The sequence below is a fragment of the Streptomyces sp. NBC_00289 genome, from assembly GCF_041435115.1.
In the GTDB taxonomy this organism is placed as follows: domain Bacteria; phylum Actinomycetota; class Actinomycetes; order Streptomycetales; family Streptomycetaceae; genus Streptomyces.
The window spans coordinates 6,477,959-6,502,073 of the sequence record NZ_CP108046.1 but is presented as its reverse complement, the minus strand read 5'-3'; the positions used below and the strand labels follow the sequence as shown (position 1 = coordinate 6,502,073).

The window sequence follows — 24,115 nt, the reverse complement described above, 5'->3', positions numbered from 1 at the left end:
GATCTTCCGTTGACCTACGACACCACGTCCTTGCGGGCGAAACCGCGGAAGGCCAGGGCGAACAGCACCAGGGCGTACGTTATGGAGACCGCGGTGCCCTGGATCATTCCGGACCACTCGAGATGGGGCTGTACGGCGTCGGCCCAGGCGAACTGCCAGTGGGCCGGGAGGAAGTCGCGCCAGTCGCCGAGGGCGGTCACCGCGTCGAGGACGTTGCCGACGATGGTCAGCCCGACCGCGCCGCCGACCGCGCCCAGGGGGGCGTCCGTCTTGGTCGACAGCCAGAAGGCGAGGCCGGCGGTGACCAGTTGGGACACGAAGACGTACGCCACGACCACCAGGAGCCGCTGGGCCGCGGTGCCCGCCGCGAGCGCGCCGCCGGTGGGGATCTCCAGGGGCCCCCAGCCGTAGGCGGCCGTGCCGACGGCCAGCGCCACCACCGGCAGCAGGACCATCGCGGCCAGGCTGAGCCCCAGCCCGACGACCAGCTTGGACCACAGCAGGCGGGCCCGCGGCACGGGCGCGGCGAGCAGATAGCGCAGGCTGGACCAGCTCGCCTCGGAGGCGACGGTGTCCCCGCAGAACAGGGCGACCGGGACGACCAGCAGGAAGCCCGCCGACACGAACAGGTTGACCGCGGCGAAGTTGGCGCCGGACGCGGTGGCCGTGTCCATCAGCGTCACCGTGTTGTTGCGGCCGCCGGGATCGCCGCCGATCGCGAAGGCGACGAGCAGCACGAACGGCAGCGCGGCGAGGATTCCGCCCATGACCAGGGTGCGGCGCCGCTTCAACTGGCGGACCAGCTCCACCCGCAGGGGCAGGGTACGGCCGGCCCGGTAGCCGGAGGCGACCTCGACGGGCCGGGTGCGCTCGGCGAGCGTGCTCATGCGGAGCCTCCGATCAGGGTGAGGAAGGCGTCTTCCAGGCGGCGGTGGGGGCCGACCGAGGCGACGGGCACCTCGAGCCGTACGAGGTCGACGACCAGGCGCTCGGCGGATCCGCCCGGGTCGAGGCGGATCAGGAGTCCGTCGTCGGTGCTGAGGGCCGAGGTCACGCCCGGCAGCGCGGCGATCTTCTCCACGACGGGCTCCTCAACGGGCGCGCCGGTGCCGACGAGCAGGGTGTCGCCGGAGCCGACGATGTCCCGGACCGGACCGGCCTGGACAAGCCGGCCGCGGTCCATGACCACGAGGTGCGTGCAGGACTGCTCGACCTCCGCCAGCAGGTGGCTGGAGACGATCACCGTGCGTCCGGCGGCCGCGTACCGGATCAGCACCTCGCGCATCTCGCGGATCTGCGGCGGGTCGAGGCCGTTGGTCGGCTCGTCGAGGATGAGCAGGTCCGGGAGCCCGAGCATGGCCTGCGCGATGGCCAGGCGCTGCCGCATGCCCTGCGAGTAGGTGCGGACCGCGCGGGCCAGTGCGTCGCCGAGGCCGGCGATCTCCAGGGCGTCGTCCAGGTGGGAGTCCTCGGGCGGGCGGCCGGTGGCCCGCCAGTACAGCTCCAGGTTCTCCCGGCCGGAGAGGTGCGGCAGGAAGCCCGCTCCCTCGACGAAGGCGCCGACCCGGGACAGGACGGGCGCGCCCGGGCGGATGGCGTGGCCGAAGACGCGGATCTCGCCGGCGTCGGGCTTGATGAGGCCCATCAGCATGCGCAGCGAGGTCGTCTTGCCCGCGCCGTTGGGGCCCAGGAGGCCGAGTACCTGGCCCTTCTCCACCCGGAAGGACAGGTCCCGTACGGCGTACCGGTCGGAGGACTTCGCGTACCGCTTGCTCAGGTCGGTGATCTGGAGCGGGACCTCGGCCAGCGCCGGGTCCGGGGCGGGTGTGGCGGTGCGGCGGCGGCCGGTCAGCAGCAGCACCAGGGCGAGGCCGGCGCCCGCGAGCGGCAGCCACCACACCCAGGACGGCAGCGTGGCGGCCGCGGTGGTGACGCCGGGGGCGGTGGGCACCTTCAGGTCGGACTTAAGGGAGACGGTGTACGTCGCCGGCGTCACCGGGGAGGAGTAGCCGAGGTCCGTGGAGGCGAGGACCAGGCGCAGCCGGTGGCCCTTGTCGATCTCGTGGTCGATGGCGGGGAGCGTGATCGTCACGTCCTTGCCGGACTTGGTGCCCTCGGCGCGGACCGGGGTGACGAGCTGGGCGGGCAGCACCTGCCGGGTGCCGCCCGGGCTGACGTCGTACACCTTCCCGAAGAGGACCGCGTCGTCGCCGGAGGACCGGATGTGGACGGTGACCGTCGGCGATCCGGTGATGCGGAGATCGTCCTTGACGGGGGCGGAGTCGAAGCGCGCGTACTGGCCGGGGAAGTCCAGTGACACCCCGACGCCCAGCGAGGACAGCTGGGCGAGGCCGCCGGAGCCGCCGAGGCCGGGCAGGGCCGAGACGGCGGGCGGGCTGGCGCCGGCCGGGTTGTCGAAGGTCTGCTCGCGGCCGGTCAGGGCGACGGACTCGGTGCCGTTGTCCAGGCCGGGGTACGCGGTGTCGCTCGCGCCCCTCAACTGGGCCGCTCCGTCGGTGGAGTCGACGCCTCCGGTGCGGGTGACCCGGAAGGCGGGGCCGGTGTCGACGCCCTTGTCGCCCTTCAGATAGCGGTCGAACCAGGACGTCACGCGCGCCTGTACGCGGCCGCCCTCCAGGTCACCGCCGTCGTGCCCGCCGGCGATCCAGTCGACGTCCACCGGGGCGCCGTTCGCGCGGATGGCCTTCGCCGCCGCGTCGGCCTGGCCGAGCGGGAAGAGGGAGTCGGTCTGACCCTGCACGAGGAGCGTGGGCACCTTGATGCGGTCGCCGACGGCCACCGGGGAGCGGGCTTCGAGCAGGGACCGGGCCGCCGCGTCCGGGGTGCCGGACTCGGCGACCCGCTCGTACATCCGGCACAGCGCGGGCTCGAACTTGTCGCAGCCGCCGCCGGAGTTGACGAAGATGCCGGACCAGAGCTTCTTGAAGACGTCGTCGGGGAACAGGGCGTCCGCGAGGTTCCAGTACGTGATCGACGGGGCGATGGCGTCCACCCGGTCGTCGTGGCCGGCGCCGAGCAGGGAGATCGCGCCGCCGTACGAGGCGCCGGCCATGCCCACACGCGGGTCGCCCGCCCTGTCGAGCTGGACCTGGGGTTGCTCGGCGAGCCAGTCGATCAGCTTCGAGACGTCGGCGACCTCGCCCTTCGGGTCGTTCAGCCCGATTTTTCCGGTGGACCTGCCGAAGCCGCGCGCCGACCAGGTGAGCACCGCGTACCCGTCCCGGGCCAGGTTCTGCGCCTGCTGCCGGACGTCGGCCTTGCTGCCGCCGAAGCCGTGCGCGAGGAGGACGGCGGGGCGGCGGCCGGCGGAGCCGGAGGTGAAGTACGAGGTGTCCAGGCGCACTCCGTCGCCGGTGGCGAGCACCCGGTCGGTGCGGTGCACCGGGGGTGCGTCGTCGGAGGCGACGGCCGTCCAGGTGCCGGCGCCGGCGAGCACGACGACGGCGGCCGCGGCGGCACCCCACCGACGCGGCCCCCGAAGTAGCCCTCGCAGTCGGGGCAGTCGAAGATCCATGCGTCAACGGTACGGGCCGCCGCCGACAACCGATGCAGCCCCCGGGCTGAACCCCCGGCCATCCCAGCGGCGTAGGAGCCTCCCGGCCCGTACAGCAGGCGCGGTACGCGGCTCAGGCGCCCGGCTCCCGCGCGTCCTGCGGAATCGACACCAGCCAGCGGGTGGCGCGGCGGGGGCGGAGGTAGAGGACCCAGTAGAGGGAAGCGACGGCTGTGATGCCGCCGGTCCACAGGAGGTAGTCGGTCTCCTGTTGGCTGAGGATGTAGGCGAGGACCGCGATCAGCAGGAGTGGCATCGCGGGCCACAGCGGCATGCGCCAGGCGGGGGTGTGCCGGTGGGAGCCGTGTCGGCAGAGCAGGGCGGCGACCGCGACGAGCAGGTACATGGCGGTCACGGAGACGCCCGTGACGCCGTACAGGGTGTCCAGGCTGACGAAGCAGAGCAGCGCGCCGGGGATGCCGACGGCGAGGGTGGCGACCCACGGGGAGCCGAAGCGGCCGAGCTTGGCGAAGACCTGGTTGACCGGTTCGGGCCAGGCCTTGTCGCGGGCGGAGGCGAACAGGACTCGGGAGTTCTGGATGACCATGACGATGCCCGCGTTGATGATCGCGAGGGCCACGCAGAGGCTGACGAAGGTGCCGACGGCGGAGTTGGACCAGGCGGTGACCATGCCGCTGATGTCGCCGCCGGAGAGCTCCGTGAGGTCGGAGGCGCCGAGGGTGATGGCGACGACCGGGACCAGGATGATCACGGACGAGATGGCGAGGGTGGCGAGGACCGTGCGGGCGACGTTGCGGCGCGGGTTCTCGAGCTCCTCGGAGAGGTAGACGGCGGTCGAGAAGCCCTGGGTGACGAAGAGGGCGATGGCGAGGCCGGAGACGACCAGCATGGCGGTGACGGTGTCCGGGTGGCCGTCGGCGCCCGCCACCCTCATCGACACCAGGCTGCCCGCTCCCCGCTCGCTGTGCGCGAAGCCGAGCACCGCCACCACAGCCGCCGCGATGACCTCCAGGACCAGGAAGATTCCGGTGATCCAGGCGTTGGCGCGCAGGTCGAGCAGGCCGGCGAGGGTGGCGAGCAGCATGACCGCGGCACCCGCGAGGGACGGGTCGAGGTGGACGATCGGGGCGAGGTAGTCGGCGGTGCCCATCGCGATGACCGGCGGGACGATCATGACGACGAGGAGGGAGAGGACGAAGACGAGCCAGCCGGCGAGGCGTCCGGCCATCGTCGAGACCATGGCGTACTCGCCGCCCGCGCTGGGGATGAGGGTGCCCAGTTCGGCGTAGCAGAACGCCACGGCGATACAGAGGAGCGAGCCGATCGCGATCGTCAGGGCGGTGGCGGTGCCGAGCGAGCCGAACAGGTCGGGGACGACCACGAAGAGGGTGGAGGCGGGCGTCACGCACGAGAGCGTGAGCAGGGTCCCGCCGACGACACCGATGGAACGCTTGAGTTCCGGCGAGCGGGTCTCGGCGGGCCCGGTCGCGGACGGTGCCAAGGTCTCGGTCATGCGCGGTTCCGATCGACTCGTGCGGATGCCTCCGGCGGCCGGGGCGGTGCTGCATGGAACCCCGACGAAAACCGACGCGTCAATAGGTGTTTACCTACGGAATCCGTAGATCAACGCGCTCCAGAATCACGTATTCGGCAGTTCGACCCAGCCCGCTCCGCCCCCTTGAGCGGTACGGGAACCGCAGGGAGGGCGTCGAAAAAACGTGACGCCGTCCGGCATCCGGACCTGTCGGCGTGTCCCGCCACGTGGACGGCTCGGCCGCCTTCGGCGAGAAGGGCGCCCCGGGCACTCGGCGGAAGCGGGCCGAGCCCGGACACGCCGGTGCCCCGCCTCCCCGTGGAGAGGCGGGGCACCGAACGGCCTCAGTGGTTGCGCGGGAACCCGAGGTCGACGCCCGCGGGCGCGTCGGACGGGTCGGGCCAGCGGGTGGTGACGACCTTGCCGCGGGTGTAGAAGTGCGTGCCGTCGTTGCCGTAGATGTGGTGGTCGCCGAAGAGCGAGTCCTTCCAGCCGCCGAAGCTGTGGTAGCCGACGGGGACCGGGATCGGGACGTTCACGCCGACCATGCCGGCCTCGATCTCCAGCTGGAAGCGGCGGGCCGCGCCGCCGTCCCGGGTGAAGATCGCGGTGCCGTTGCCGAAGGGCGAGGCGTTGATGAGGGCGACACCCTCCTCGTAGGTGTCGACGCGCAGCACGCACAGCACCGGGCCGAAGATCTCGTCCTGGTACGCCTTCGCGGTCGTGGGCACCTTGTCGAGCAGCGAGATGCCGATCCAGTGGCCGTCCTCGAAGCCGTCGACGGTGAGGCCGGTGCCGTCCAGGACGACCTCCGAGCCCTCGGCCGCCGCGCCCTCGACGTAGGACGCCACCTTGTCGCGGTGGACCTTCGTGATGAGCGGGCCCATCTCGGAGGTCGGGTCGTTGCCGGGACCGATCTTGATCTTCTCGGCGCGCTCGCGGATCTTGTCCACCAGCTCGTCGCCGATCGCGCCGACGGCGACCACGGCCGAGATCGCCATGCAGCGCTCGCCCGCGGAGCCGTAGGCCGCCGAGACGGCCGCGTCGGCCGCCGCGTCGAGGTCCGCGTCCGGCAGCACCAGCATGTGGTTCTTCGCGCCGCCCAGGGCCTGGACGCGCTTGTGGTTCGCGGCGGCCGTGGTGTGGATGTAGCGGGCGATCGGGGTCGAGCCGACGAAGGACACCGCCTTGACGTCGGGGTGCTCCAGGAGGCGGTCGACGGCCACCTTGTCGCCGTTGACGACGTTGAAGACGCCGTCCGGCAGACCGGCCTCGGCGAGGAGTTCGGCGATCTTCAGGGAGGCCGACGGGTCCTTCTCGGACGGCTTCAGCACGAAGGTGTTGCCGGTCGCGATGGCGATCGGGAACATCCACATCGGGACCATCGCCGGGAAGTTGAACGGCGTGATGCCGGCGACGACACCGAGCGGCTGGCGGATCGAGGACACGTCGACCCGGGAGGCCACCTCGGTCGACAGTTCGCCCTTCAGCTGCACGGTGATCCCGCACGCCAGGTCGACGATCTCCAGGCCGCGCGCGACCTCGCCGAGCGCGTCCGAGTGCACCTTGCCGTGCTCGGCGGTGATCAGCTCGGCGATCTCGCCCCGGTGCGCGTCCAGCAGCGCGCGGAACTTGAAGAGGATGGTGGTGCGCTTGGCCAGCGAGGACTGGCCCCAGGTCGCGTAGGCGTCCTTGGCGGCGGCGACCGCGGCGTCGACCTCGTCGACCGTGGCGAACGCGACCTTCGTGGTGACGGCGCCGGTCGCCGGGTCGGTGACCGGCCCGTACGTACCCGACGCGCCTTCGACGGTCTTGCCGCCGATCCAGTGGTTGACGATCTTCGTCATGACCGAGTACTCCTTCACAGATGGCGGCGTCGGGTGGAGACGTGCCGTTCGTACAGCTCTCGTGCCTTGACCGCGGACGATCGGGTCGCGGTCTCGGCCACAGGTACATCCCACCAGGCTTGCGCGGGGGGCGCCCCCGACACTGTGTCTGCCGTTTCCGTCTCGACGTAGACACATGTGGGCGTGTCGGCGGCACGGGCTTCGGCGAGTGCCGCCCGCAGGTCCCGTACGGTCTTCGCGCGCAGCACGCGCATGCCCAGGCTGGCGGCGTTGGCGGCGAGGTCCACGGGCAGTGGCGCCCCCGTGTACGTGCCGTCCTCGGCCGGATAGCGGTAGGCGGTGCCGAAGCGCTCGCCGCCCACCGACTCGGAGAGTCCGCCGATGGACGCGTACCCGTGGTTCTGCACCAGGAGGAGCTTGATCGCGATGCCCTCCTGCACGGCGGTCACGATCTCCGTCGGCATCATCAGGTAGGTGCCGTCGCCGACCAGCGCCCACACGGGACGGTCGGGGTCGGCGAGCTTCACGCCGATCGCGGCCGGGATCTCGTAGCCCATGCAGGAGTAGCCGTACTCCAGGTGGTACTGGTCCCGGGAGCGGGCCCGCCACATCTTGTGGAGGTCCCCGGGGAGCGAGCCGGCCGCGTTGATGATCACGTCCGTCTCGTCGACGATCGCGTCCAGCGCGCCCAGGACCTGCGGCTGCGTCGGGCGTACGTCGGGCTCCTCGGCCTCGTAGCAGGCGTCGACGCGCTGCTCCCAGCGCTCCTTGTCCTCGGTGTACTCGGCCACGTACGAGTCGGGGACCCGGTACCCGTGCGTGCCGAGTGCCTCGGTGAGTTGCTGGAGACCGCCGCGGGCGTCCGCGACCAGGGGCAGCCCGGCCAGCTTGTGGCCGTCGTAGGGCGCGATGTTGAGGTTGAGGAAGCGGACGCCGTCACCGGTGAACAGCGTGCCGGAGGCGGTGGTGAAGTCGGTGTACCGGGTGCCCACGCCGATCACCAGGTCGGCGGTGCGGGCGAGTTCGTCGGCCGTGACCGTGCCGGTGTGGCCGACGCCGCCGACGTCCTGCCGATGGTCGTGGCGCAGCGAGCCCTTGCCCGCCTGGGTGGAGGCGACGGGTATGCCGGTGGCCCCGGCGAACTCGGCGAGGGCCTCCTCGGCCCGGCTGTGGTGGACGCCGCCGCCGGCGACGACCAGGGGCCGGCGGGCCGCGCGGATCGCCCGGACGGCCGCGGCCAGTTCGGCCGGGTCGGCGCCGGGACGGCGCACCGTCCAGGTGCGCGGCGCGAAGAACTCCTCCGGCCAGTCGTACGCCTCGGCCTGGACGTCCTGCGGCAGCGCGAGCGTGACCGCGCCGGTCTCCACCGGGTCGGTGAGCACCCGCATCGCCTGGAGCGCGGCCGGGATCAGGGCTTCGGGCCGCATGATCCGGTCGAAGTACCGCGACACCGGGCGCAGACAGTCGTTGACCGACACGTCACCCGCGTAGGGGACCTCGAGCTGCTGGAGCACCGGGTCGGCGACGCGGGTCGCGAAGGTGTCGCCGGGCAGGAGCAGCACCGGGAGGTGGTTGACGGTGGCCAGGGCGGCGCCCGTGACGAGGTTGGTCGCGCCGGGGCCGATGGAGGTGGTCACCGCGTGCGTGGACAGCCGGTTCGACTGGCGCGCGTAGCCGACCGCCGCGTGCACCATGGACTGCTCGTTGCGGCCCTGGTGGAACGGCATGTCGTCGGCGTACTCGACGAGCGCCTGGCCGAGGCCGGCGACGTTCCCGTGGCCGAAGATGCCCCAGGTCGCGCCGATCAGCCGCTGCCGGGTGCCGTCACGCTCGGTGTACTGGGCGGACAGGAAGCGGACGAGCGCCTGGGCGACCGTGAGCCTGGTCGTCGGGGTGGTCGAGGTCGTCGGAGTCATCGGTAACCCTCCGTATGGTCCGGGTGGAAGCAGATCCGCCACTCCCGTGTCCCGCCCGGGCCGGCCATGACGTTGAGGTAGTACATGGCGTGGCCTGGCTGGGCGATGGACGGGCCGTGCCATCCGTCGGGGACGAGGACGGCGTCGCCGGAGCGGACCTCCGCGAGGACGTCCGATCCGCCCTCACGGGAGGGGAATACGCGCTGATAGCCGAAACCGTTCGGACCGTCGATCTCGAAGTAGTAGATCTCCTCCAGCTCCGCCTCCTCGCCCGGCCGGTGCTCGTCGTGCTTGTGCGGCGGGTACGAGGACCAGTTGCCGCCGGGCGTGATCACCTCGACGGCGATGAGCTTGTCGCAGTCGAAGGCGTCGGCGGAGGCGAAGTTGCGGACGTGGCGCGTGCAGGTCCCGCTGCCGCGCACCTCCGTCGGAACCTCCGGCGCGGGGCCGTAGCGAGCGGGGAGTCGTCGCTCGCACTTCGCTCCTGCCAGGGCGAAGCGGCCTCCCGCGCCGGAGGCGATCTGGACCCGGGCGTCTCGGGGCACGTACGCGAAGTCGGTGACCGACGCGAACACGCTCTCCCTGCCCAGGAGTTGGAACTCATCGGTACCGGTCTGCACGGTACATCCGCCGTGCAGCGGAAGCACGATCCACTCGCTCTCGCCGGTGGTGAAGGTGTGCGTGCCACCGGCCTCGAGTTCGACGATCCGCAGGCTGCTGTGGGTCCAGCCGGCCAGCTTGGGGTCGATGTCGACGGTGTACCGGGCGTTCGCGGCGGCGCCTTTCGGCACGTACAGCTCACCGCCCGTCGGGGAATGCGGCTCTGTGTTCGTCATGCGGCCCTCACAGCAGTCCTACGGCGGTGTCCACGGCCGCGACCACGTCGCCGTCGGCCGGGTACAGCAGCGAACGGCCCACCACCAAGCCCTGCACGGTGGGCAGTTGGAGCGCGCCGCGCCACTTCTCGTACGCGCCGGCCTGGTCCTCGGGTGAGCCGCCCACCTCGCCGCCGAGCAGCACGGCGGGCAGCGTCGAGGTCTCCATGACCTCGGCCATGTCGTCGGGGTTGTCGGTGACCGGGACCTTTAGCCAGGTGTAGGCGGAGCTGCCGCCCAGGCCCGAGGCGATGGCGATCGACTTGGTGACGGCCTCGGCGCTCAGGTCGTTACGGAGTCTGCCCTCGGAGTTCCGGGCGCTGATGAACGGCTCGACGAAGACGGGGAGCCGACGGGCGGCCATGTCGTCGATGGCGCGGGCGGTGGACTCCAGGGTGGTGAGGGAGCCCGGGTCGTCGTAGTCGACGCGCAGCAGCAGCTTGCCGGCGTCGAACCCGAGGCGCTGGATGTCCTCGGGGCGGTGGCCGGTGAAACGGTCGTCGAGTTCGAAGGAGGCACCCTGGAGGCCGCCGCGGTTCATCGAGCCCATGACGACCTTGTGTTCGAGGGCGCCGAGCAGCAGCAGGTCGTCGAGTATGTCGGCGGTGGCGAGGACGCCGTCGACGCCGGGGCGGGACAGCGCGAGGCAGAGGCGCTCCAGCAGGTCGGCGCGGTTGGCCATGGCGAACTTGCGGTCACCGACGCCGAGCGCGCCGCGGGCCGGGTGGTCGGCGGCGACGATCATCAGCCGGCCGGAGTCGCCGAGGAGCGGCCTGCGGGCCCGGCGGGCGGCCGCCTCGGCGATCGCCTCGGGGTGCTGGGTGCGGGTACGGACCAGGGCCGATACGTCGACGGTCACCGTACGGCCCCTGCCGTGAGCGCCGCCTCGACCTCGGCGGGAGTGGGCATGGCGGACGAGCACTCGAGGCGGGAGGCGACGATGGCGCCGGCCGCGTTGGCGTGCCGCATGATCGTCTCCAGGTCCCAGCCCTCCAGCAGGCCGTGGCAGAGGGAGCCGCCGAAGGCGTCGCCCGCGCCGAGGCCGTTGAGGACGTTCACCGGGAGGGGCGGGACCTCGGCCGACTCGCCCTTGCTGTTGACGGCGAGGACACCCTTCGGGCCCTGCTTGACGACGGCGAGTTCGACTCCCGCGTCCAGCAGCGCCCGGGCGGCGGCGTGCGGCTCGCGCACCCCGGTGGCGATCTCCACCTCGTCGAGGTTGCCGACGGCCACGGTGGTGTGCTTCAGCGCCTCGGCGTAGAAGGGACGGGCCTCGTCCGGGGCGGGCCAGAACATGGGGCGCCAGTCGAGGTCGAAGACCGTCGTGCCGGCCCTGGCCCGGTGGGCGAGGGCGGCGAGGGTCGCCGTACGGCTGGGCTCCTCGCTCAGGCCGGTGCCCGTGACCCAGAAGATCCGGGCCTCGCGGATGCCGTCGAGGTCGAGCTCGTGGGCGTCGATCTCCAGGTCGGGGGCCTTCGGCCGCCGGTAGAAGTACAGCGGGAAGTCGTCCGGCGGGAAGACCTCGCAGAAGGTGACCGGGGTGGGCAGTCCGGGGACCGGGGTGACCCAGCGGTCGTCGACGCCGAAGTCCCGCAGGGCCTCGTGGAGGTAGGTCCCGAAGGGGTCGTCGCCGGTACGTGTGATCACCGCGGTACGCCGTCCCAGCCGGGCCGCGGCCACCGCGACGTTCGTCGCCGATCCGCCGAGGAACTTGCCGAAGGACGTCACCTGCGGCAGCGGAACGCCCGTCTGCAACGGATAGAGGTCCACTCCGATCCGCCCCATGGTGATCAGGTCGTACGCCATCGAGTTCCCTTCGCGCTGATTCGGTTCGCTCAAGCGCGGACCAGCGGCCCACACGGCTCTCCACGGTTTCTAGCCCCGAGCGCGCGGCCCTGTCAATGTTTTGTCCAGACATTCGGACCAGCCCTTGACACTCTCGGCCCGGATCCGCACGCTGGCCGCCATGACGTCGTTGTCGCCTCAGTCCTCACTGTCCCGCATCCGGGTCGGATCGGCCCCCGACTCCTGGGGCGTCTGGTTCCCGGACGACCCGCAGCAGGTTCCCTGGCAGCGCTTCCTCGACGAGGTCGCCGCCTCCGGCTACGAATGGATCGAACTGGGCCCCTACGGGTACCTGCCGAGCGATCCGGCCGTGCTCGCCGAGGAGACGGCGAAACGTGGCCTGAAGGTGTCTGCCGGCACGGTCTTCACCGGCCTGCACCACGGCCCGTCCGTCTGGGACAAGACATGGGCCCACGTCGCGGACATCGCCGCGCTCACCCAGGCGATGGGCGCCTCCCACCTGGTGGTCATCCCGTCCTTCTGGCGTGACGACAAGACGGGCGAGGTGCTGGAGCCGGACACGCTCACCCCCGAGCAGTGGCGGAACCTGACCTCGCAGACCGAGCGGCTCGGACACGAGGTGCGCGAGCGGTACGGGCTGGAGATCGTCGTCCACCCGCACGCCGACACGCACATCGACAGCGAGGAGAACGTCGTCCGCTTCCTCGACGGAACGGACTCCTCGCTGGTCTCCCTCTGCCTGGACACCGGGCACTACGCGTACTGCGGCGGCGACAGCGTCAAGCTCATCGAGACCTACGGCGAGCGGATCGGCTACCTGCACCTCAAGCAGGTGGACCCCCAGATCCTGGCGGACGTACGGGCCGACGAGGTGCCGTTCGGGCCGGCGGTCGCGCGCGGTGTGATGTGCGAGCCGCCGTCCGGAGTGCCCGCCCTGGGGCCGGTTCTGGAGGCGGCACAGCGGCTCGACGTCGACCTGTTCGCGATCGTCGAGCAGGACATGTACCCGTGCGAGCCGGACAAGCCGCTGCCCATCGCCCAGCGGACGCGGGCGTTCCTCAGGTCCTGCGGGGCGTAGGCCCCTGCCGGGGGCGCGGGACGCCTCCCGCGCCCCCGGCACGACAGCGCGCGCACGCACCTTCCGCCCCTCCCCCTGCCGTAGCACCATGGGTGCCTTCCGGCGGCGGGAGGCAGAGGCGGATGGCGCGTGCGGTGCAGACCCGGTCCGGGCAGGGGCCAGGCGGCCGGTGGGAGACCGTGGTCGCGCCGCCCCATCCTCGCCTGCGGCCCGGCGTGATCAGCTACCGCGGGATCCGGCTCCGGATGGACCGGCCGCGGCGCAGGCTCGAGGCGCCCATCGGCGCGGCCACCCTGCTGCTCGGCTTCGACCAGCCGGTACGCGTATCGCGCGCGGGCCGGCCTCCGGCCACGCTCGTGTCGGTCTTCTCCGGGCCGACCACGACGGCCGCCGTCGGCGAGCACGGGGGGCGGCTGTCGGGCATCGAGGTGCTGCTCATGCCGTGGGCCGGGTTCACCCTCTTCGGCACCCCCCAGTACGAACTCGCCAACCGCGCCGTCGACCCCGACGAGCTGCCGCACGCCCTGGGCTCCCGGCGGGCCGGCGGGCGGCTGCGCAGCATCGGCGAACTCTCCGCCGCGCTCGCCGCGTTGTCCGACTGGGCGGACCGGTTCGCGCTGCTGGACGACGTGTTCGCGCGCTGGTCCGAGGCCGGCACCCCGAGTTCGGCGCGGGTGGTGCGGGCCTGGTCGGAGCTGGTGCGCACCGGCGGCGCGATGCCCGTACGACAGCTCGCCGACGAGGTCGGCTGGAGCGTACGACACCTGGAGAACCGTTTCCGGGAGCAGATCGGGCTGGGCCCGAAAGCCGCGGCGCGGGTGCTGCGGCTGCAGCGGGCCCGGCGGCTGCTGGCGGACGGACGGGGGCAGGCGGAGACGGCGGCGGCCTGCGGTTTCTACGATCAGGCGCACCTGAGCGGCGAGTTCAGGGCGATGACCGGGTGCACGCCGCGCGAGTTCACGGCGGCCCACCGGTTGGCGGACGCGACACCCGCGGCGGACCGGATGACAGGTGAGGCGACGAGCCTGGTTCTCGCCTCCGGCAGAAGCGCGGTTTTTTCCAAGACCGGCAGGGTCAGCACCATGCAGGCTGTGCGTCCGGCCAGTTGAACCCGGGGGAACGACCGGGGGCCGGGGGTGGCCGGTGGGCCGGGTCCGGCGCAGCGGACCCGGCCCACCCCGCCGCGCGCCTGACCGGCAAGGGGGAACCGGGAGTCGCGGGCCCGCGAGCTGCGGGGGGGGCAGGGCGCTGCGGGGCGTGACAGCAGGCGCGGGGGCGGCGGGGGCGGTGGCCGGGGGGCGGCAGGCCGCGACGGCGTGCGCGCCTGGCGCGGGAGCCGCCGGCCTCGCGGCCCGCACACAAAACGCGGGAGTCGCCGCCATCGCGGCCTGCACACAAAGCGCGGGAGTCGCCGCCCACGCGGCCCGCACGCAAGACGCCGGAGCCGCCGCCCACGCGGCCCGCACACAAACGCCGAACCCCCTGCCCACGCGGCCCGCACACAAGGCGCATGGCCGCAAGGTGTCACGGTGTCACGGCAGACCCGGGACGCGGGCGTCGACGCCGTTGAGGGCGTTGCGACGGGTCGTGAGGGCGTGCGGTCGTGAGCGGGTGCGGACCCGCCCCGGGGCCGAAGTCAACGCGCCGCGCCCATGGACCGGCGTACGCCTTTGCGTCACTCGTGTCACAAACACCCCCTTCCTGTCACACATGTCTCGTGTACGCGGGCTTTCCGTCACACCCCGTGCACCGCCCCTGCCCTGCCCTCACTCCGCGTCGTTCAGGGAGCACAGGTTTTGTGATCGCCAGCGCAGTGCCCGGCTCCCCCGACGGCCGCTCCCCGGCCGCCGCCGCGGCACGCGCAGGGAGGTACAGCTCATGACCGACCGAAGGCTCTGGTCGTACAAGGAGATCGCGGCGCACATCCGGGTGCAGCCGGACACCGTGCGGTCCTACCGCAAGCACGGTCTCCTTCCGGCACCCGACCACGTGGAGGGCGGCAAGCCCTACTGGTATGCGGACACCGTGCGGGCGTGGGTGGCGTCCCGGCCGGGAAACCGCGGCAGACGCGAGGACTGACTCACCTGCCCCCCGTCTCTGGGGCGATCGCCCCGGAAAAAACAACCTGTGCCCCACGCGTGCGGTGGTGCACAGTCGTCCCATGGACTTCTCCGTGAAACCCGTGCTCACAGGCGAGCGGACCGTGCTGCGGCCGTTCACCGAGGACGACGCCGACGGCATCCGGACGATCCTCGAGGACCCGGAGGTCATCCGTTTCACCTTCGAGCCGTCCACGGACCTGACGCCGGAACGGCTGCGTGCCTGGTACGGCTCACGGTCCGCCCAGACCGACCGGCTCGACCTCGCCGTCACCGACCGCGTCACCGGTGAACTCGTCGGCGAGGTCGTCCTTCACGAGTGGGACCCCGACGCGCGCAGTTGCACCTTCCGCACGCTGATCGGGCCGCGCGGCCGGGGCCGGGGGTTCGGCACCGAGGCGACCCGGCTCATCGTCGGGTACGGCTTCGAGGAACTCGGCCTGCACCGCGTTCAGTTGGAGGCCTACCGGCACAACCACCGCGCCCTGCGGGTGTACGAGAAGGTCGGGTTCGTCACCGAGGGAGTCCGCCGGGAGACGCAGGTGCGCGACGGTGAGTGGGTCGACGAGGTGCTGATGGCGATCCTCGACCACGAGTGGCCCGGCGTCAGCTCCACGGCTGGATGACCGTCACCCCCGCCCCGGGCGCCGTCCCCATCGCCGCCAGCGCGGCCGGCGCCGCGTCCAGCGCGATCGTGGACGTCACCAGGAGGTCGGGGCGCAGCAGCCCCGAGCGCACCAGCTCCAGCATCGGCGGGTAGGCGTGCGCGGCCATGCCGTGGCTGCCGAGGAGTTCGAGCTCCAGGGCGATCACCCTGGCCATCGGGACCGGGGTGGTGCCGGTCGCCGAGGGCAGCAGACCCACCTGGACGTGCCGGCCGCGACGCCGCAGGCCGTTCACGGAGGCGGCGCAGGTGACGGGCGAGCCGAGGGCGTCGAGGGAGAGATGGGCTCCGCCCCCGGTGAGGTCGAGGACCGCCGCCGCGGTGTCCGGCGTCCGCGTCGCGTCCACGCACTCGGCCGCCCCGAAGCGGCGGGCCAGGTCCAGGGCCGCCGGTGACACGTCGACGGCGACGACCCGCGCGCCGGAGGCCGCCGCGATCATCACCGCGGACAGGCCCACGCCCCCGCAGCCGTGTACGGCGACCCACTCCCCCGCCGCCACCCGGCCCTGCCGCACGACGGCACGGAACGCGGTGGCGAACCGGCAGCCGAGCGAGGCCGCCGTCGCGAAGGACAGTTCGTCGGGTACGGCGACGAGGTTCACTTCTGCGTGGTCCAGCGCCACGTACTGCGCGAACGAGCCCCAGTGGGTGAACCCGGGCTGGGTCTGCCGCTCGCACACCTGCTGGTCGCCCACGGCACAGGCCGGACAGGTCCCGCAGGCGCAGACGAAGGGCACGGTGACCCGGTCGCCGGGGCGCCGGCCGGTCACCCGGGCGCCCACCGCCTCGACGACGCCCGCGAGTTCGTGACCGGGAACGTGCGGCAGCGCGATGTCCGGGTCGTGGCCCTGCCAGCCGTGCCAGTCACTGCGGCACAGCCCGGTGGCCTCGACGCGGACCACGACCCCGTGCTCCGCCGGCTCCGGGTCCGGCACCTGCCGTACCTCGGCCGGCTCCCCGTACCGCTCGAACACCACCGCCCGCATGTTTCTCCTCCTCGTGGGGCCCGGCCCGCCTCCGGGGCGCGCCGAACCCTGTGCCGAGACCGTGACCGCGCTCGGTCACCCGGACATCATCGCTCGCGGGCGAAGGTCCCGGGTCGGGCACCAGGGCTTGAGCCCAACGACAGGCCCTAGAAGGCTGATGAAGATCTTGGTGAGGGGCTGTCCGGCCGTCAGGCCGGACAGCCCCTCCGGTCATGTAGTGGCTGGTGCGAGGTGCCAGGTGCCACTGGTGTGGGTGAGTCCGAGGTTGATCAGTCGGCGGAGGTTGAGGGCGGCGGCCCGGGTGTGGAGCCAGGTGTTGTTCTTGATGGTGCCGCGGTAGCGCAGGCGCCGGTTGCCGTGGTGGACGAGCCAGGCGACGGCGCGTTCGACCGGTGGTCTCCAGCGGCGGTAGTCGGCCTGCCAGCCAGGGTCGGTGGCGGCCTGGTGGCGGGCGGCTGTCTGGAGGTCGTGGTGCGGTCGGATGGTCAGGATGCGTCCGGCCTTGGCTTTGGTGCACCGCTCGCGCAGGTGGCATGCGGTGCATAAGTCCCCGAAAGAGGCTTTGCGTTGGTGGTGCTGCCCGCCGGGGTCGGACAGGGCCACGGCGTGTCCGGCCGGGCAGGTCACGATGGCGGCTGTGGTGTCGATGGCGAAGTCGTCGAGGATGAAACCGCCGGGGATGGCGGGTCGCAGTGGGGCGGGTTTGAGGAACAGCCGGTGGCCGGCCTCGTGGAGGGTCTGGCGGGCGTCGGCGGCGGAGTAGGCGGTGTCGCCGAAGACGTCCAGCGGGTCGTCCTCGTCGGCGAGCAGGTCCAGGCCGACGGCGGCCTCGTGGTGTTCGGCTCCGGCGCCGGGCCGCAGGGCGACGGCGGTGTATAAGCCGGTCTCGGGCTCGATGGCCAGGTGGGCCTTGAAGCCGTCCTGCTGGTGGCTGCGGGTCTTGTGGATGTGCCGGGCTTCGGGATCGACGGTGGAGAGCATCCGGCTGGGAGCGGTGCCTTGGGTGATGCGCCAGCGTCCGTCGCGGCCGTCGGAGTCCTCGGCGGGCTCGACGTCCTGGCCGGCGACCAGGGCCAGGATGCCCACCACGTTCGCGGCTTTGTCGCCGAGTTGCTGGTCTGGCAGGTGGCCCAGCAGTCGCAGGGCATCGGTGACCAGCGCGTCGACCAGCTCGGCGCGGGCCTGCTCGTCGTTCCAGGCGATGCGGGGCTTGCCCGGGTCGGTGTAGTCGTGGGCGGTGCACTGCGCAGCGACGACCGCGTCGGCGCCGGGGACCTCGCGGATCACCGCGCGGACGGCGGCGATGAGCTGGGTGACGGTGTCCTGGGTGGCGACCGCGTCGTCCAGCACGGTGGAGTCCAGCGCCCGGCGGTGCTTGCCCTTGAGGACTCCGGTGGCCTTCACGACCTCGCGCACGGCCTCGAAGATGCGGTTGGGGCGGGCGGAACGGGCCAGCCGGCGGCGGAAGTAGGCCAGCAGCGACGGGTCGAAGGCCATGTCGTGCAGGCCCAGCCCGCAGGCGGCCTTCCACCGCAGGTCGCACCGCAGCTCCTGGACCGTCTCGAAGTCCGACAGCCCGTTAAGGGCCTGCAAGGTGATCGCGGCGGCCAGAATCTGCGGCGGCATGCTCGGCCGTCCGTTCGCCGACGGGTACATGTCCACGAACATCTCAGCCGGGAACAGCTCGCCGCGGTGCTCGGCCAGGAACGCGAACACACTCCCTGCCGGGATCAACTCCCGGCAGGTCTCCCACACGTCCGGCCCGACCATCTCGCCGACCCACTCACCCATCGCCACATGGCGAGTCTGGCCCTGCCGCTGACGCGGCAGGGCCAGAACCCAAGATCTTCATGAGCCTTCTAGCCGCCTGCCGTGACCCTCGGCCGGTCCTCCTCGGTCTCGACGGTCGGCGCGTCCTCTCCCTCGCTGAGGCCGAACCGCCGGTGGAAGCGGCGCAGCGGGGCGGGTGCCCACCAGGTCGCCCGGCCGGTGAGGCGCATGACCGCGGGGACCAGGAGGCTCCGGACGATCATCGCGTCCATCAGGACCGCCAGGGCGATGCCCAGACCGAGCATCTTCGTGTTGGTCACGCGTGAGGTGCCGATGGCGACCATCACCACCGCCAGGATCACCGCGGCCGCCGTGATGAGCCCGCCCGTGCGCTGCAGGCCGTGCCGGACCGCCTCGTTGTGGTCGCCGGTCCGGTCGTACTCCTCCTTGATGCGGGAGAGCAGGAAGACGCCGTAGTCCATGGAGAGGCCGAAGGCCACGCAGAACATCAGGACCGGCAGCGTCGTCTCTATGGAGCCGGGGCTGGTGAAGCCGAGCAGGCCGGAGAGGTGGCCGTCCTGGAAGACCCAGACCACCGCGCCGAACATCGCCGTCAGGCTGAGTGCGTTGAGCAGCACCGCCTGGAGGGGGATCAGCACGCTGCCGGTGAGGAGGAAGACCAGGATCAGGGTGACGACCGCGATGAAGCCGGCCGCCCACGGGAGGCGCTCTCCTATGGCGTGCTTGGAGTCGACGAGGACGGCGGCCGTGCCGGTCACCTTGGTGGCGAACGGGGCCTCCGTGGCCCGCAGGTCGGCCACCAGGCGCTGGGCGGGACCGTCGACGGCCTCGCCCTTCGGGAGCACCGTGAAGTACGCCGAGTCGCCCTCGACGAGCGGGCCGTCCACCCGCAGCACCTCGGGCAGTGCGGCGATCCGCTCCTTGTAGGCGATGTACTGCGCAGCTGTCGCCCGGCCCTCGGCGAGGACTTCGAGGCCGCCGCCGGGACTGCCGGGGAAGTCGTCGCGGATGTGCTGCTGCACCACGTGGGACTCGGCGGACGAGGGCAGTTGACGGTCGTCGGCGGTGCCGAACTTCACGCCCAGGAAGGGCAGTCCGAGCAGGATCAGGACGGCGGTGGTACCGAGCGCGAAGAACGGGGCGCGGCGCATGACGAGCGTGGCCGTGCGGGCCCAGGCCGTGCCCTCCTGCCCTGCCTGCCCCGGCGGCCGGCCGCGCCGCAGCAGGCGGCGCAGGTCGAGGGAGTCGACCCGGTGTCCGAGCAGCACCAGGGCCGCCGGGAGCAGGATCAGTGCGGCGGCGGCCGCCAGCAGCACCACGGCGATGCCGGCGTAGGCGAAGGAGCGCAGGAAGTACTGCGGGAACAGCAGCATGGCGGCCAGCGACACGGCGACCGTGAGCGAGGAGAACAGGACCGTGCGGCCGGCCGTGCGCAGGGTGGTGCCGACGGCGGTCAACGGTTCGGCGCCGGCGGCGAGTTCCTCACGGAAGCGGCGGACGATGAACAGGGCGTAGTCGATGGCGAGACCGAGGCCCAGGGCGGTGGTCAGGTTCATCGCGAAGACGGAGACGTCGGTGAACTCGGTGAGGCCGCGCAGCACCGCGTTCGTGCCGAGGATCGCGATGATGCCGATGCCGAGCGGCAGCAGGGCCGCGACCGCGCTGCCGAAGACCATGACCAGCAGCAGGAGCGTCACCGGCAGGGCGATCATCTCGGCCCGGGTCAGGTCCTCCTGAATGGTCTTCTGCATCTCGTGCCGTACGGCGACGGGGCCGCCGACCGTCACCTTCACCGGGCCGTGTCCGCCCCGGTAGGAGGGCACCATGCGGTCGAGGGTCTTCCCCATGGTCTTCTCGTCGCCCGTGATGCGGGCGGCGATCAGTGCCTGGTGGCCGTCCGTGGCACGCAGGGCGGGGGTCTTGGACTGCCAGTAGGAGCCGACACCCGTGACGCCCGGCTCCGCGGCCAGACGGGTGGCGAGCCGCCCGGCCTCGGCGGCGACCGCGGGGTCGTCCACGGAGGAGCGCCCTGAGTGGACGAGCAGCAGGAGGTTGGGCTGGGAGCCCGGGAACTCGCGCTCCAGCGCCTTGGTGGCGTAGGTGGACTCGGCGGTCGGGTCCTCCCAGCCGCCGCTGCCGAGCCGGTCGGCGACCCCGCTGCCGGCCAGTACGGCGAGCGCGGTGAGCACCAGGGCCACGAGCAGCGACAACCGGGGGCGAGCGGTGACGAAACGGGTCCAGCCCCCGAGCCGGGGCGGCCTGTCGACTTCGGTCATCGTGCGGTGTCCCCTTCACCGTGATCCCTGCCGCCCGCAGGTGTCCGTGCGCAGGCAGCATGGGTGTGTTGTTGCCATAGACTGGCAAACACGAGTGATCGCTCGCGTTTCACCAGAATGCGAGCGACCGCTCGTGTTTGTCAATCGCGTTCGGAGAGCTGGGGATAACGCGTGCCCGACAACCAGGAAAAGGAACAGCCGCGCCGCCGTCAGGCCCGCGGCGAGCGCCGCGTCGCCCAACTGCTCGAAGCCGCCGCGTCCGTCTTCTGCGCGACCGGCTACACGGCCGCGAGCACCAACGCCATCGCCCGCGAGGCGGGCGTCTCACCGGGCACGCTCTACCAGTTCTTCCCCAACAAGGAAGCGATCGCGATCGAACTGGGCGACCGCCTGATGCACGAGATGCGGGAGACCTACGGCGAGGCGCTCGCCCCGGTCGATCCCGCGACCCCGCTGGAGGAGGCGGTGGGCGCGGCCGTCGACCGGTTCATCGACTTCAACTGCGAACACCCCGTGTTCTTCGCGCTCATGCACGGCCCCGACATCCCGGGCCGGATCTCCGAGGAGCACGACGCCCTGCACGCCACCCTGCTCGCCCGCATCGAGGGCCTGCTCCGCTCCCTCCTGCCCGAGGCGCCCGGCGCCGACGTGACCCGTACCGCGCACATGTGCCTGGGCCTGTACAAGGCCGGCCTGGAGCTGGCCCTCGCCCACGAGGGGGCCGAGCGCGACGCGTACGTCCAGGAGTTGAAGCATGTCCTGATCCGCTACCTGGAGCCGCTGATCGGCGGCCGGACCGCCGCCTCCGCGCATCCCACCGCGCCTCCGCCCGCCTGACCGGACCACAGGCCGCTCCCGCACCCCCGGCCGCCGGGACCTCTCTTTGAGTAGTACCCCCTAGGGGTATAGTGTGAGTGAGGTGAGCACCACTGTGGGCCGGGTAGGCCATGGTGGAACGCGCCAATCCCACACACCTCTGTGAGGAGAACGACATGACCGCGGGAACAGACACCACCGGCTCCGTCACCACCGTCTACAAGGTGACCGGGATGAGCTGTGGACACTGCGAGGGCTCCGTCTCCGGCGAGATCTCCGAGATCCCCGGTGTCAGCTCGGTGAAGGCGGTCGCCTCCACCGGTGAGGTCACCGTCGTGTCCGCGGCCCCGCTGGACGAGCGGGCCGTGCGCGCCGCCGTCGACGAGGCGGGCTTCGAGCTCGTCACCAACGTTTGACCCAGCGTCCGGATCAGCAGTCTGGAGTCGGGCATGTCCAGCACCACCACGGAGACGCCGTCAGCCGCCACGACCGAGGTCGAGCTGCTCATCGGCGGAATGACCTGCGCCTCCTGCGCGGCCCGCGTCGAGAAGAAGCTCAACCGCATGGACGGCGTCAGCGCCACGGTCAACTACGCGACGGAGAAGGCCAGGGTCACGTACCCGGCCGCCGTCGAGGTCGCCGACCTGATCGCCACCGTGGTGAGGACCGGGTACACGGCCGAGGAGCCCGCGCCCGAGGTGGAGGCGCCCGAGCAGGCGCCGCACGACCCCGAACTGTCGGCCCTGCGGGAGCGGCTGGTCGTCTCCGCCCTGCTGGCGGTCCCCGTCGTGCTGCTGTCGATGATCCCGGCCCTCCAGTTCGACAACTGGCAGTGGCTCGCGCTGACGCTCGCCGCGCCCGTGGTGGTCTGGGGCGGGTGGCCGTTCCACCGGGCCGCCTGGACCAACCTCCGGCACCGGGCGGCCACCATGGACACCCTGGTGTCGCTCGGCACGCTCGCCGCCTTCGGCTGGTCGCTGTGGGCGCTGTTCTTCGGTGACGCGGGCATGCCCGGCATGAAGGACCGCTTCGAGCTCACCGCCGACCGCATGGACGGTGCCTCGACGATCTACCTCGAGGTCGCCGCCGGAGTCGTCGCGTTCATCCTGCTGGGCCGCTATCTGGAGGCCCGCTCCAAGCGGCGGGCGGGAGCGGCCCTGCGGGCACTGCTGGAGCTGGGCGCCAAGGACGTGGCCGTTCTGCGGGAAGGGCGCGAGGTCCGGGTCCCGGTGGCGCGGCTGACGGTCGGCGACCGTTTCGTCGTACGGCCCGGGGAGAAGATCGCCACCGACGGCACCGTCGTCGAGGGCGTCTCGGCGGTCGACGCGGCCCTGCTGACCGGCGAGTCGGTGCCGGTGGACGTGGCCGTCGGTGACCCGGTCACGGGCGCGACCGTGAACGCCGGCGGCCGGCTGGTCGTCGAGGCCAGCCGGGTCGGCGCCGACACCCGGCTCGCGCGGATGGCGAAGCTCGTGGCGGACGCGCAGAACGGCAAGGCCGAGGTTCAGCGGCTCGCCGACCGCGTCTCCGGGGTCTTCGTGCCCGTCGTCGTCCTCGTCGCGGTCGCCACCTTCGGCGGCTGGCTCGGCGCCACGGGCGACACCGCCGCCGCCTTCACCGCGGCCGTCGCGGTGCTGATCATCGCCTGCCCGTGCGCGCTCGGCCTGGCCACACCGACCGCGCTCCTGGTCGGCACCGGGCGCGGGGCGCAGCTCGGCATCCTCATCAAGGGGCCCGAGGTTCTGGAGTCCACGCGCCGCGTCGACACCGTCGTCCTGGACAAGACCGGCACGGTCACCACGGGCCGCATGGCCCTCCAGGCGGTGTACGTCGCCGAGGGCGTCGACGAGCGGCAGGTGCTGCGGCTCGCGGGCGCCCTCGAGCACGCCTCCGAGCATCCGGTGGCCCGCGCGGTGGCGGCGGGCGCCGAGAAGCGGGTCGGCCCGCTGCCGGCGGTCGAGCGGTTCGAGAACGTGCCCGGCAGGGGCGTACGCGGGCGGGTGGAGGGCCACGAGGTGGCGGTGGGGCGGCTCGCCGAGCTGTCCGTGCTGCCGGAGGAACTGGCCCGGGCCAAGGACGGGGCCGAGCGGGACGGTCGTACGGCCGTCGTGATCGGCTGGGACGGGGCGGCACGCGCTGTCGTCGCCGTGGCGGACGCGGTCAGGGAGACCAGCGCCGAGGCGGTCCGCGAACTGCGCGCCCTGGGGCTCACGCCGGTGCTGCTGACCGGGGACAACCAGGCGGTGGCCGAGGCCGTGGCGCACGAGGTCGGTATCGACCGGGTGATCGCCGAAGTGCTGCCCGAGGACAAGGTCGACGTCGTACGGCGGCTGCGGGCCGAGGGGCGGACCGTGGCCATGGTCGGCGACGGGGTCAACGACGCGGCCGCGCTCGCCACCGCCGACCTGGGGCTCGCCATGGGCACCGGGACGGACGCGGCGATCGAGGCGGGTGACCTGACCCTGGTGCGCGGGGACCTGCGAGTGGCCGCGGACGCGATCCGGCTCTCCCGCCGGACGCTCGCCGTCATCAAGGGCAACCTCGTGTGGGCCTTCGGCTACAACGTGGCGGCTCTGCCGCTGGCCGCGGCCGGGCTGCTGAACCCGATGATCGCGGGGGCGGCGATGGCCTTCTCGTCGGTCTTCGTGGTGACGAACAGCCTTCGGCTGCGGACGTTCCGTTGAAGTTCGCAACTGTTACCCGGGGTTAGCCGAAGAACGGGGCACCAGTCCCTCTGGAGTCCGGCGCCACCCTCACATAAGCTCTTCACAAGGCTCGCGCATCATCCTTACGCTTGGGTCCCGTTCGCCGTATCTGTTCTCTTGCGCATCTAACGGACATTTGCAAGAGACGCAGATCACAGTGATGCGAACGTAACCATCTAAGGGGTGC

The 24,115-nt window shown here is 72.1% G+C and carries 18 protein-coding genes; 7 read left to right on the top strand and 11 right to left on the bottom strand.

From position 1 onward, the window contains the following. Positions 1-14: 14 nt before the first annotated feature. The 8 genes from OG985_RS29485 to iolC all read right to left on the bottom strand — a co-directional run bounded on the left by OG985_RS29485 (position 15) and on the right by iolC (position 11,513). Positions 15-887, bottom strand: coding sequence for an ABC transporter permease (locus tag OG985_RS29485; protein WP_371671366.1), 873 nt, complete (start codon positions 885-887; stop codon positions 15-17). Further along, a complete protein-coding gene (locus tag OG985_RS29480; RefSeq protein WP_371671365.1) occupies positions 884-3,535 on the bottom strand; it encodes a CocE/NonD family hydrolase in 2,652 nt (883 codons plus the stop codon). The genes OG985_RS29485 and OG985_RS29480 overlap by 4 nt, the downstream gene beginning before the upstream one ends. Before the next feature lie 112 nt (positions 3,536-3,647). Then, a complete protein-coding gene (locus OG985_RS29475) occupies positions 3,648-5,048 on the bottom strand; it encodes an APC family permease (protein WP_371671364.1) in 1,401 nt (466 codons plus the stop codon). Positions 5,049-5,413: 365 nt separating this feature from the next. Further along, complete coding sequence (gene mmsA / locus OG985_RS29470; protein ID WP_371671363.1) at positions 5,414-6,916, bottom strand: CoA-acylating methylmalonate-semialdehyde dehydrogenase; 1,503 nt, start codon at positions 6,914-6,916, stop codon at positions 5,414-5,416. Positions 6,917-6,930: 14 nt separating this feature from the next. Continuing rightward, positions 6,931-8,832, bottom strand: a complete 1,902-nt coding sequence (iolD, locus tag OG985_RS29465; protein ID WP_371671362.1) for a 3D-(3,5/4)-trihydroxycyclohexane-1,2-dione acylhydrolase (decyclizing) — start codon at positions 8,830-8,832, stop codon at positions 6,931-6,933. Continuing rightward, on the bottom strand, positions 8,829-9,668 hold the full coding sequence (iolB, locus tag OG985_RS29460; protein ID WP_371671361.1) for a 5-deoxy-glucuronate isomerase: 840 nt from the start codon (positions 9,666-9,668) through the stop codon (positions 8,829-8,831). Before iolB ends, iolD begins: the two co-directional genes overlap by 4 nt. A 7-nt stretch (positions 9,669-9,675) precedes the next feature. Beyond that, positions 9,676-10,566, bottom strand: a complete 891-nt coding sequence (locus OG985_RS29455; RefSeq protein ID WP_371671360.1) for a deoxyribose-phosphate aldolase — start codon at positions 10,564-10,566, stop codon at positions 9,676-9,678. Next, entirely contained in the window at positions 10,563-11,513 is a 951-nt protein-coding gene (iolC, locus tag OG985_RS29450) for a 5-dehydro-2-deoxygluconokinase (RefSeq protein ID WP_371674532.1), read from the bottom strand. The genes OG985_RS29455 and iolC overlap by 4 nt, the downstream gene beginning before the upstream one ends. Before the next feature lie 160 nt (positions 11,514-11,673). On the opposite strand from iolC, the gene OG985_RS29445 reads away from it, so the two are divergent. The 4 genes from OG985_RS29445 to OG985_RS29430 all read left to right on the top strand — a co-directional run bounded on the left by OG985_RS29445 (position 11,674) and on the right by OG985_RS29430 (position 15,316). Then, on the top strand, positions 11,674-12,591 hold the full coding sequence (locus OG985_RS29445) for a sugar phosphate isomerase/epimerase family protein (RefSeq protein ID WP_371671359.1): 918 nt from the start codon (positions 11,674-11,676) through the stop codon (positions 12,589-12,591). A gap of 245 nt (positions 12,592-12,836) precedes the next feature. Continuing rightward, positions 12,837-13,700: a helix-turn-helix domain-containing protein gene (locus OG985_RS29440; protein ID WP_371674531.1), complete on the top strand. Its 864-nt coding sequence runs from the start codon at positions 12,837-12,839 to the stop codon at positions 13,698-13,700. Positions 13,701-14,469: 769 nt separating this feature from the next. Then, positions 14,470-14,670: a helix-turn-helix transcriptional regulator gene (locus tag OG985_RS29435; RefSeq protein ID WP_371671358.1), complete on the top strand. Its 201-nt coding sequence runs from the start codon at positions 14,470-14,472 to the stop codon at positions 14,668-14,670. A gap of 82 nt (positions 14,671-14,752) precedes the next feature. Continuing rightward, entirely contained in the window at positions 14,753-15,316 is a 564-nt protein-coding gene (locus OG985_RS29430; RefSeq protein WP_371671357.1) for a GNAT family N-acetyltransferase, read from the top strand. Here the strand turns inward: OG985_RS29430 and OG985_RS29425 are convergent. The 3 genes from OG985_RS29425 to OG985_RS29415 form a co-directional block, all read right to left on the bottom strand. Continuing rightward, positions 15,297-16,340, bottom strand: coding sequence for a zinc-dependent alcohol dehydrogenase family protein (locus OG985_RS29425; protein ID WP_371671356.1), 1,044 nt, complete (start codon positions 16,338-16,340; stop codon positions 15,297-15,299). The genes OG985_RS29430 and OG985_RS29425 overlap by 20 nt on opposite strands. 210 nt (positions 16,341-16,550) lie before the next feature. Further along, positions 16,551-18,131 carry an IS1182 family transposase gene (locus tag OG985_RS29420; protein ID WP_371666829.1) on the bottom strand — a complete coding sequence of 527 codons (1,581 nt, stop codon included), beginning with the start codon at positions 18,129-18,131 and terminating at the stop codon, positions 16,551-16,553. 68 nt (positions 18,132-18,199) lie between these two features. Beyond that, complete coding sequence (locus OG985_RS29415; RefSeq protein WP_371671355.1) at positions 18,200-20,407, bottom strand: MMPL family transporter; 2,208 nt, start codon at positions 20,405-20,407, stop codon at positions 18,200-18,202. Between the two features lie 171 nt (positions 20,408-20,578). Here OG985_RS29415 and OG985_RS29410 point away from each other — a divergent pair, with 171 nt between their 5' ends. From OG985_RS29410 to OG985_RS29400, 3 genes are all read left to right on the top strand, one after another. Beyond that, positions 20,579-21,244: a TetR/AcrR family transcriptional regulator gene (locus OG985_RS29410; protein WP_371671354.1), complete on the top strand. Its 666-nt coding sequence runs from the start codon at positions 20,579-20,581 to the stop codon at positions 21,242-21,244. A gap of 155 nt (positions 21,245-21,399) precedes the next feature. After that, complete coding sequence (locus OG985_RS29405) at positions 21,400-21,639, top strand: heavy-metal-associated domain-containing protein (RefSeq protein WP_371671353.1); 240 nt, start codon at positions 21,400-21,402, stop codon at positions 21,637-21,639. Between the two features lie 33 nt (positions 21,640-21,672). Continuing rightward, the gene (locus tag OG985_RS29400; RefSeq protein WP_371671352.1) at positions 21,673-23,907 is read left to right on the top strand and encodes a heavy metal translocating P-type ATPase; all 2,235 of its coding nucleotides are present in this window, start codon (positions 21,673-21,675) and stop codon (positions 23,905-23,907) included. Positions 23,908-24,115: the final 208 nt, after the last annotated feature.

Bases quoted from the DNA above. Each gene is read 5' to 3' on its own strand.
- OG985_RS29485 (WP_371671366.1), bottom strand. From the start codon at position 887: ATGAGCACGCTCGCCGAGCGCACCCGGCCCGTCGAGGTCGCCTCCGGC.
- OG985_RS29480 (WP_371671365.1), bottom strand. From the start codon at position 3,535: ATGGATCTTCGACTGCCCCGACTGCGAGGGCTACTTCGGGGGCCGCGT.
- OG985_RS29475 (WP_371671364.1), bottom strand. From the start codon at position 5,048: ATGACCGAGACCTTGGCACCGTCCGCGACCGGGCCCGCCGAGACCCGC.
- mmsA (WP_371671363.1), bottom strand. From the start codon at position 6,916: ATGACGAAGATCGTCAACCACTGGATCGGCGGCAAGACCGTCGAAGGC.
- iolD (WP_371671362.1), bottom strand. From the start codon at position 8,832: ATGACTCCGACGACCTCGACCACCCCGACGACCAGGCTCACGGTCGCC.
- iolB (WP_371671361.1), bottom strand. From the start codon at position 9,668: ATGACGAACACAGAGCCGCATTCCCCGACGGGCGGTGAGCTGTACGTG.
- iolC (WP_371674532.1), bottom strand. From the start codon at position 11,513: ATGGCGTACGACCTGATCACCATGGGGCGGATCGGAGTGGACCTCTAT.
- OG985_RS29445 (WP_371671359.1), top strand. From the start codon at position 11,674: ATGACGTCGTTGTCGCCTCAGTCCTCACTGTCCCGCATCCGGGTCGGA.
- OG985_RS29440 (WP_371674531.1), top strand. From the start codon at position 12,837: ATGGACCGGCCGCGGCGCAGGCTCGAGGCGCCCATCGGCGCGGCCACC.
- OG985_RS29435 (WP_371671358.1), top strand. From the start codon at position 14,470: ATGACCGACCGAAGGCTCTGGTCGTACAAGGAGATCGCGGCGCACATC.
- OG985_RS29430 (WP_371671357.1), top strand. From the start codon at position 14,753: ATGGACTTCTCCGTGAAACCCGTGCTCACAGGCGAGCGGACCGTGCTG.
- OG985_RS29425 (WP_371671356.1), bottom strand. From the start codon at position 16,340: ATGCGGGCGGTGGTGTTCGAGCGGTACGGGGAGCCGGCCGAGGTACGG.
- OG985_RS29420 (WP_371666829.1), bottom strand. From the start codon at position 18,131: ATGGGTGAGTGGGTCGGCGAGATGGTCGGGCCGGACGTGTGGGAGACC.
- OG985_RS29415 (WP_371671355.1), bottom strand. From the start codon at position 20,407: ATGACCGAAGTCGACAGGCCGCCCCGGCTCGGGGGCTGGACCCGTTTC.
- OG985_RS29405 (WP_371671353.1), top strand. From the start codon at position 21,400: ATGACCGCGGGAACAGACACCACCGGCTCCGTCACCACCGTCTACAAG.
- OG985_RS29400 (WP_371671352.1), top strand. From the start codon at position 21,673: ATGTCCAGCACCACCACGGAGACGCCGTCAGCCGCCACGACCGAGGTC.